This is a genomic window from Staphylococcus caprae (assembly GCF_002902725.1).
GTDB classification, from domain to species: Bacteria; Bacillota; Bacilli; order Staphylococcales; family Staphylococcaceae; genus Staphylococcus; species Staphylococcus caprae.
On the sequence record NZ_PPRT01000038.1, the window covers coordinates 20689 to 28309 of the forward strand.

Sequence of the window (7621 nt, forward strand, 5' to 3'; positions counted from 1 at the left end):
TCTCGTTTTTTATTTATTTTTAGGAGGCGTTAGATAATGGCATTATCTACATTGAAAAGGGATCATATTAAAAAGAATTTAAGAGAAAACGAATATGACGTTGTTATCGTCGGCGGTGGTATTACAGGTGCAGGTATTGCCTTAGATGCTAGTAACCGTGGTATGAAAGTAGCTTTAGTAGAAATGCAAGACTTCGCTCAAGGTACAAGTTCAAGATCAACTAAACTTGTACACGGTGGATTAAGATATTTGAAACAATTACAAGTTGGCGTTGTAGCTGAAACTGGTAAAGAACGTGCCATTGTTTACGAAAATGGTCCACATGTAACAACACCAGAGTGGATGCTTTTACCAATGCACAAAGGTGGTACATTTGGTAAATTCTCAACTGCAATCGGTTTAACAATGTATGATAGATTAGCGGGCGTTAAAAAATCTGAACGTAAAAAAATGTTATCTAGACAAGATACTTTAAATAAAGAACCATTAGTAAAACAAGATGGCTTAAAAGGTGGCGGTTATTACGTTGAATACCGTACTGATGACGCACGTTTAACTATTGAAGTTATGAAAAAAGCTGCCGAAAAAGGCGCTGAAATCATTAACTATACACGTTCTGAACATTTCACTTATGATTCAAATAAAAAAGTAAATGGTATCGAAGTGCTAGATATGATTGACGGCGAAACTTATGGTATTAAAGCTAAAAAAGTCATCAATGCTTCTGGTCCATGGGTAGATGAAGTTAGAAGTGGTGACTACGCTCGTAATAATAAACAACTACGTTTAACTAAAGGTGTACACGTGGTTATCGATCAATCTAAATTCCCATTAGGCCAAGCTGTTTATTTCGATACTGAAAAAGATGGTCGTATGATTTTCGCTATTCCTCGTGAAGGTAAAGCATATGTAGGTACAACTGATACGTTCTACGACAATGAGAAAGCAACACCATTAACAACTCAAGAGGATAGAGATTATCTCATCGATGCAATTAACTATATGTTCCCAAGTGTTGATGTTAAAGATGAAGATATTGAATCTACTTGGGCAGGTGTCCGTCCATTAATCTTAGAAGAAGGTAAAGACCCATCTGAAATTTCACGTAAAGATGAAGTTTGGGAAGGTGAATCTGGTCTATTAACAATCGCTGGTGGTAAATTAACTGGTTACCGTCACATGGCATTAGATATTGTTGACCTATTAGCGAAACGCTTGAAACAAGAATACGGTCTTAAATTTGAACCATGTGCAACTAAGTATCTTAAAATTTCTGGCGGTGACGTAGGCGGAAGTAAAAACTTTAAACACTTCGTCGACCAAAAAGTTGATGCAGCAAAAGGCTTCGGCATCGATGAAGATGTTGCGCGTCGCTTAGCTAGTAAATATGGTTCAAACGTCGATCATTTATTCAATATTGCACAAACTGCACAATATCACGAAAGTAATTTACCATTAGAAATTTATGTAGAATTAGTTTATGGTATCCAACAAGAAATGGTTTATAAACCTACAGATTTCTTAGTACGTCGTTCAGGTAAATTATATTTCAATATTCAAGATGTGTTAGATTATAAAGATGCAGTAATTAACGTCATGGCTGATATGTTGAACTATACTGACGCTCAGAAAGAAACTTACACTAAAGAAGTTGAAGAAGCGATTGACCAAGCTCGCACAGGTAACGACCAACCAGCTGTTAAAGAATAAATGATATTATTTATGAGTATCAATTGATATTTAAATCTAACTACTTGTAGATTTTTGGATATTCCATTTTCTGCAAGTAGTTTTTTAATTTTTATTTGATTTATTTTCTGAAAATAAAAGTCAAATGACCGAAGAAACGCTATGCATACGATTTGATTACATATCACTCACACGGTATATTATTTATAAAATAGTTTTAAGCTAATATTGAATTAAAGTGAATTAGGAAGGTTAGGGGGCATATGTTGTGAGTCAAAGTCAGTTTAAAATCACTGTTGAAGATGGGACAATGATAGAGGTCAAAGTGGATAAGGCTAAGAAAAGTACCATAGGAATTGTTCATCTTTTTCATGGAATGGCTGAACATATGGACCGTTATGACGAATTAGTTTATGCCCTAAATTTACAGGGATATGATGTATTGAGACATAATCACCGTGGGCATGGTAAGGATATTGATGAGGTAGAGCGAGGCCACTTTGAAAATATGTCTCAGATTGTTGATGATGCCTATGAAATAGTGGAAACACTTTACGGCACACAACTTACAATTCCGTATATTGTATTAGGACATTCTATGGGGTCTATCATAGCAAGATTATTTGTAGTTAGATATCCAGAATTTGCTAATGGATTAATCTTAACTGGTACAGGAATGTTTCCGAAGTGGAAAGGTATTCCGGTAACATTCGCCTTAAAACTTATTACGGTAATATTAGGTAAGCGTCGACGTGTGAAATGGGTAAATAATTTAGTCAATAAATCATTTAACAAGCGTATCGAGAATCCTGAAACTGAGAGTGATTGGATTTCAACAAAGCGCGATGAAGTAGATAAATTTGTCCAAGACGAATATTGTGGATTCAGAGTGTCGAATCAGCTCATTTATCAAACTGTGAAAAATATGATGCTGACAACAGAACGTAAATCTCTTGAGAAATTAAACAAACATTTGCCTATCTTACTTATTTCAGGTAAAGAAGATCCATTTGGTGATTATGGAAAGGGCATTCGACAATTGGGTAAATTGTATAAGAAATCAGGTATAAATCATGTCACTGTGCAGTTATATAAAAATAAAAGACATGAAATTTTATTTGAAGATGATTATCAAATGACTTGGCAACATATGTTTGAATGGATAGAAAAACAAATTTTAAAGAAAAATAAAGCGAGTGAATAATGAAATGACGAATCAAAACAAGCCATTTCTTGTTGTAGTTGTAGGTCCAACTGCCTCAGGTAAAACTGAATTAAGCATTGAAATTGCTAAAAAATTCAATGGTGAAGTGATTAGTGGAGATTCCATGCAAGTGTATAAACATATGGATATTGGAACTGCTAAAGCGACTCGTGATGAAATGGATGGCATTCCGCATCACATGATAGATATATTAGAGCCTGATGAATCATTTTCAGCGTATGAATTTAAAAAAAGAGCAGAAGCTTGTATTGAAGATATTATCAATAGAGGGAAATTACCTATCATCGCTGGGGGCACAGGACTTTACATACAATCATTGCTTTACAACTATGCTTTCGAAGATGAAACAGTCTCCCCTGAAAAAATGCAAATTGTTCATGCGCAACTTGCAAAACTCGAACAATTTAACAATGAGGAGCTACATCATTATTTAGCTTCGTTTGATAGTGAATCAGCAGAGAATATACATCCTAATAACCGAAAAAGAGTATTGCGAGCGATAGAATATTATTTAAAAACAAAAAAACTTTTAAGTTCTCGAAAGAAAGTGCAACAATTTACTGAAAATTATGATACATTATTAATAGGGATTGAAATGTCGCGCGAAACATTATATTTTAAAATAAATAAACGTGTCGATATTATGTTGGGTCACGGATTATTTAAAGAAGTGCAACAACTCGTGGAACAAGGATTTGAAACAAGCCAAAGCATGCAAGCGATTGGTTATAAAGAACTTGTACCTGTAGTCAAGGGCAACATGAACATGGATGACGCTGTTGAGAAACTCAAACAGCATTCACGACAATATGCTAAACGCCAACTGACTTGGTTTAAGAATAAAATGAATGTTCACTGGTTAAATAAAGAAACGATGTCACTTCAGATGATGTTAGATGAGATTACAACCCAAATAAATAAAAGGAGTTCTAGACATGATTGCAAACGAAAACATCCAAGATCAAGCACTAGAGAACTTTAAAGCAGAAAAAACTGAAGTCACTGTATTCTTTTTAAATGGCTTTCAAATGAAAGGTGTTATTGAAGACTTTGACAAATATGTTGTAAGTTTAGTTTCTCAAGGCAAACAACATCTGATTTACAAACATGCGATCAGCACTTTTACAGTTGATAATGAATCTGAAGAATCAGCTGAAGAAAAAAGTGAAAAATAAGAGTTGTAATCAAAGTGCATTAATTTTGCATTTTCATTGATAAGCGGAAGTGTATGATTCATGAAGTTTATCAGTGAATTACATTTAAGTATTGAAGATAATGGTATAACACGCCTAGCACTTTAGAACAAACCAAGGAAATGTTTGTAATAAAAAATATGCTTCATGCAATGTATAGCTTGAAATCTACAATCGATTTCGATAATCATACATTACATGAAGCATTTTTCTATTTTATTTAAATTTATTATATTTCTATGATCGTTATACACAAATAGAAATTACTTTTAAATGAGCTAAATGTACATAACGCGATAATGAGTAGAAGTGTTAATCTACAGTCTGATTATAATAATTTTTCAATTTCACTTTTAATTTGATCAGGTTTTTTCTGTGGAGAGAAACGTTTAACAACGTTACCTTCACGGTCGACTAAGAATTTAGTAAAATTCCATTTAATTTTTTCATTTAACATACCTTTTGCTGCGTCAGTGAGATAGCGGAATAATGGATGTTGATTCTCACCTTTTACGTCTACTTTTTCATGGATAGGGAAGGTTACGCCATAATTGATTTTACAATTTTGAGCTGCTTCTTCTCCTGACCCAGGTTCTTGACCACCAAATTGATTACAAGGGAAACCTAAAATAACGAAACCTTTATCTTTGTATTCATCATACAATTTTTGTAAACCTTCAAATTGTGGGGTGAAACCACATTCACTAGCAGTATTAACGATGAGCATTACATCGCCTTTATATTGTTCTAATTTATAATTTTCACCGTTATTTTTTTGCACTACAAAATCATAAATCGTTTCCATATTTATCACCCTTTCGATATACTACAAATTTAACATAATTTGACTCTATAGTCTTTGTTCAAAGTCTATGATAGAATGTTTTGAGTAACTTTTTATAGAGGAGATGTATATCATGGCACAGCAATCAACTCATGATACAAAGAAGAGATTAGAAACTGCTGTATTAGTCGGTGTACATGCTCAAACGGATAATCAATTTAATTTTGCTTCAACGATGGAAGAGTTAGAAGCTTTATCTCAAACTTGCCAATTAAATGTTAAAGGTCAAATCACTCAAAATAGAGAACAATTTGATCATAAATATTATGTAGGTAAAGGTAAAATTGAAGAAATTAAAGCTTTTATCGAATTTCATGATATAGATGTTGTTGTGACGAATGATGAATTGACAACTGCACAATCTAAAACATTAAATGATAATTTGGGCATTAAAATCATCGATAGAACCCAATTAATTTTAGAAATATTTGCTTTAAGAGCACGAAGTAGAGAAGGTAAATTACAGGTTGAATTGGCTCAACTTGATTATCTTTTACCAAGATTACAAGGGCATGGTAAGAGCCTTTCTCGTTTAGGTGGCGGCATAGGTACTAGAGGTCCTGGTGAAACGAAATTAGAAATGGATCGTCGTCATATTAGAACGCGTATGAATGAAATTAAACATCAATTACAAACTGTAGTTGAACATCGTGAAAGATATAGAAATAAGCGTGAGCAGAATCAAGTTTTCCAGATTGCTTTAGTTGGTTATACAAATGCTGGTAAATCCTCATGGTTCAATGTCCTAGCTAATGAGGAAACCTATGAAAAGAACTTATTATTTGCAACATTAGATCCTAAAACACGCCAAATTCAAATTAATGAAGGATTTAATCTGATTATTTCAGATACTGTAGGATTTATTCAGAAACTTCCAACGACATTAGTAGCAGCATTTAAATCAACACTTGAAGAAGCGAAAGGTGCTGACCTATTATTACATGTTGTCGATGCGAGTCATCCTGAATATCGCTCACAATATGATACAGTTAATCAGCTAATTAATGATTTAGATATGGATCAAATTCCTCAAGCTGTAATTTTCAATAAAAAGGATTTATGTGGTGAAGATACAGAAGCACCTGTTTCTAAATCTCCACATGTCTTTGTATCAAGTAGAGATGAAAACGATAAAGAAAAAGTGAAATCACTAATGATCGATGAGATTAAACGCAATTTAGAATATTATGAGGAAACTGTGGATAGCGTTAATGCGGACAGATTATATTTCTTAAAGCAGCATACCTTAGTGAGTGAGCTGTATTTTAATGAAGAGAATGAGACGTATAGCGTTAAAGGCTACAAAAAATGATAAAGGAAGAAAAAATATGGAAGAAATGACTCAATTGATTGAAGAGGTTGAGATGACCTTGGCACCATATTTCAAAGAAATTGAAAATAATGCCTTAATCAATCAAGAAAAAGTGCTTAACGCCTTTCATCATGTCAAAGCGACAGAAAGTGATCTTCAAGGATCCACGGGATATGGATATGATGACTTTGGAAGAGACCATTTAGAAGAGATTTACGCACATACATTTAAAGCTGAAGATGCGCTAGTGAGACCCCAAATCATTTCAGGGACACATGCAATTACATTAGCGCTCCAAAGTAATTTAAAATATGATGATGAATTATTATATATTACTGGAAGCCCTTATGATACGTTGCTAGAAGTCATTGGTGTAAATGGCAATGGAATTGAAAGTTTAAAAGAACATGGTGTTCATTATAATGAAGTGAAATTAAATAATGGCAAAATTGATATACCCAATGTACTTGAAGCAATTAATGAGAAAACTAAAGTTGTAGCCATTCAACGTTCTAAGGGGTATGATCAACGTCCATCAATTCCAATAGTTGAAATTCAAGAAGCGATCGAAGCAGTTAAAGCCAAATATCCAGATGTTATTATTTTCGTTGATAATTGTTATGGAGAATTTGTTGAAGATAAAGAACCAATCGAAGTTGGCGCTGACTTAATTGCCGGTTCGCTAATTAAGAATCCTGGTGGTGGTCTTGCTAAAATCGGTGGTTATATTGCAGGACGTAAGGATTTAATTGAGCGTTGTGGCTATCGTTTAACTGCGCCAGGTATTGGTAAAGAAGCGGGTGCGTCTTTAAATTCCTTACAAGAGATGTATCAAGGATTTTTCTTGGCACCGCATGTAGTGAGCCAGAGTTTGAAAGGTGCTTTATTTACTAGCCTCCTTCTTGAAAAATTAAATATGAAAACGACACCTAAATATGATGTGAAGCGTACAGATTTAATACAAACTGTACAATTTGATACGAAAGAACAAATGATATCTTTCTGTCAAAGTATTCAACATGCTTCGCCTATTAATGCACATTTTAGTCCTGAGCCAAGTTATATGCCAGGGTATGAAGATGATGTAATTATGGCAGCAGGGACTTTTGTACAAGGTTCATCCATTGAATTATCTGCAGACGGACCGATACGACCTCCTTATGAAGCTTATGTTCAAGGTGGTTTAACATATGAACATGTCAAATTAGCTGTAACTCGTGCAGTCATTCAATTAAATGAGCAAAATTTAATATAAAGTAGGACTTTAACTCTCTAGATGATAAGACATTTAGAGAGTTTTGTATTTATTTGAAGTTTTTGTCAGAAAATTATAAAATTAATTTAGAAATTATAATATG

General features: G+C 33.6%; 7 protein-coding genes. 6 read left to right on the top strand and 1 reads right to left on the bottom strand.

Features of this window, described 5'->3' with window-relative positions:
- The first annotated feature begins 36 nt into the window (after positions 1-36).
- From CD155_RS08080 to hfq, 4 genes are all read left to right on the top strand, one after another.
- Complete coding sequence (locus CD155_RS08080; protein ID WP_002442634.1) at positions 37-1710, top strand: glycerol-3-phosphate dehydrogenase/oxidase; 1674 nt, start codon at positions 37-39, stop codon at positions 1708-1710.
- Between the two features lie 247 nt (positions 1711-1957).
- Positions 1958-2893, top strand: a complete 936-nt coding sequence (locus tag CD155_RS08085; RefSeq protein WP_103213020.1) for an alpha/beta hydrolase — start codon at positions 1958-1960, stop codon at positions 2891-2893.
- Positions 2894-2897: 4 nt separating this feature from the next.
- Positions 2898-3896: a tRNA (adenosine(37)-N6)-dimethylallyltransferase MiaA gene (gene miaA / locus CD155_RS08090; RefSeq protein WP_103213066.1), complete on the top strand. Its 999-nt coding sequence runs from the start codon at positions 2898-2900 to the stop codon at positions 3894-3896.
- The gene (gene hfq, locus CD155_RS08095) at positions 3850-4089 is read left to right on the top strand and encodes an RNA chaperone Hfq (protein ID WP_103213021.1); all 240 of its coding nucleotides are present in this window, start codon (positions 3850-3852) and stop codon (positions 4087-4089) included. Before miaA ends, hfq begins: the two co-directional genes overlap by 47 nt.
- A gap of 346 nt (positions 4090-4435) precedes the next feature.
- Here hfq and CD155_RS08100 read toward each other — a convergent pair whose 3' ends face one another.
- Positions 4436-4912 (bottom strand): glutathione peroxidase, encoded by a 477-nt coding sequence (locus CD155_RS08100; protein WP_037541421.1) that lies wholly within the window; start codon positions 4910-4912, stop codon positions 4436-4438.
- 112 nt (positions 4913-5024) lie between these two features.
- On the opposite strand from CD155_RS08100, the gene hflX reads away from it, so the two are divergent.
- Positions 5025-6263 (top strand): GTPase HflX, encoded by a 1239-nt coding sequence (gene hflX, locus CD155_RS08105; RefSeq protein ID WP_172605834.1) that lies wholly within the window; start codon positions 5025-5027, stop codon positions 6261-6263.
- Between the two features lie 16 nt (positions 6264-6279).
- A complete protein-coding gene (locus tag CD155_RS08110; protein ID WP_103213023.1) occupies positions 6280-7518 on the top strand; it encodes a methionine gamma-lyase family protein in 1239 nt (412 codons plus the stop codon).
- Positions 7519-7621: the final 103 nt, after the last annotated feature.

Coding starts and splice junctions, on each gene's coding strand:
- CD155_RS08080 (WP_002442634.1), top strand. CDS start 37: ATGGCATTATCTACATTGAAAAGGGATCATATTAAAAAGAATTTAAGA.
- miaA (WP_103213066.1), top strand. CDS start 2,898: ATGACGAATCAAAACAAGCCATTTCTTGTTGTAGTTGTAGGTCCAACT.
- hfq (WP_103213021.1), top strand. CDS start 3,850: ATGATTGCAAACGAAAACATCCAAGATCAAGCACTAGAGAACTTTAAA.
- CD155_RS08100 (WP_037541421.1), bottom strand. CDS start 4,912: ATGGAAACGATTTATGATTTTGTAGTGCAAAAAAATAACGGTGAAAAT.
- hflX (WP_172605834.1), top strand. CDS start 5,025: ATGGCACAGCAATCAACTCATGATACAAAGAAGAGATTAGAAACTGCT.
- CD155_RS08110 (WP_103213023.1), top strand. CDS start 6,280: ATGGAAGAAATGACTCAATTGATTGAAGAGGTTGAGATGACCTTGGCA.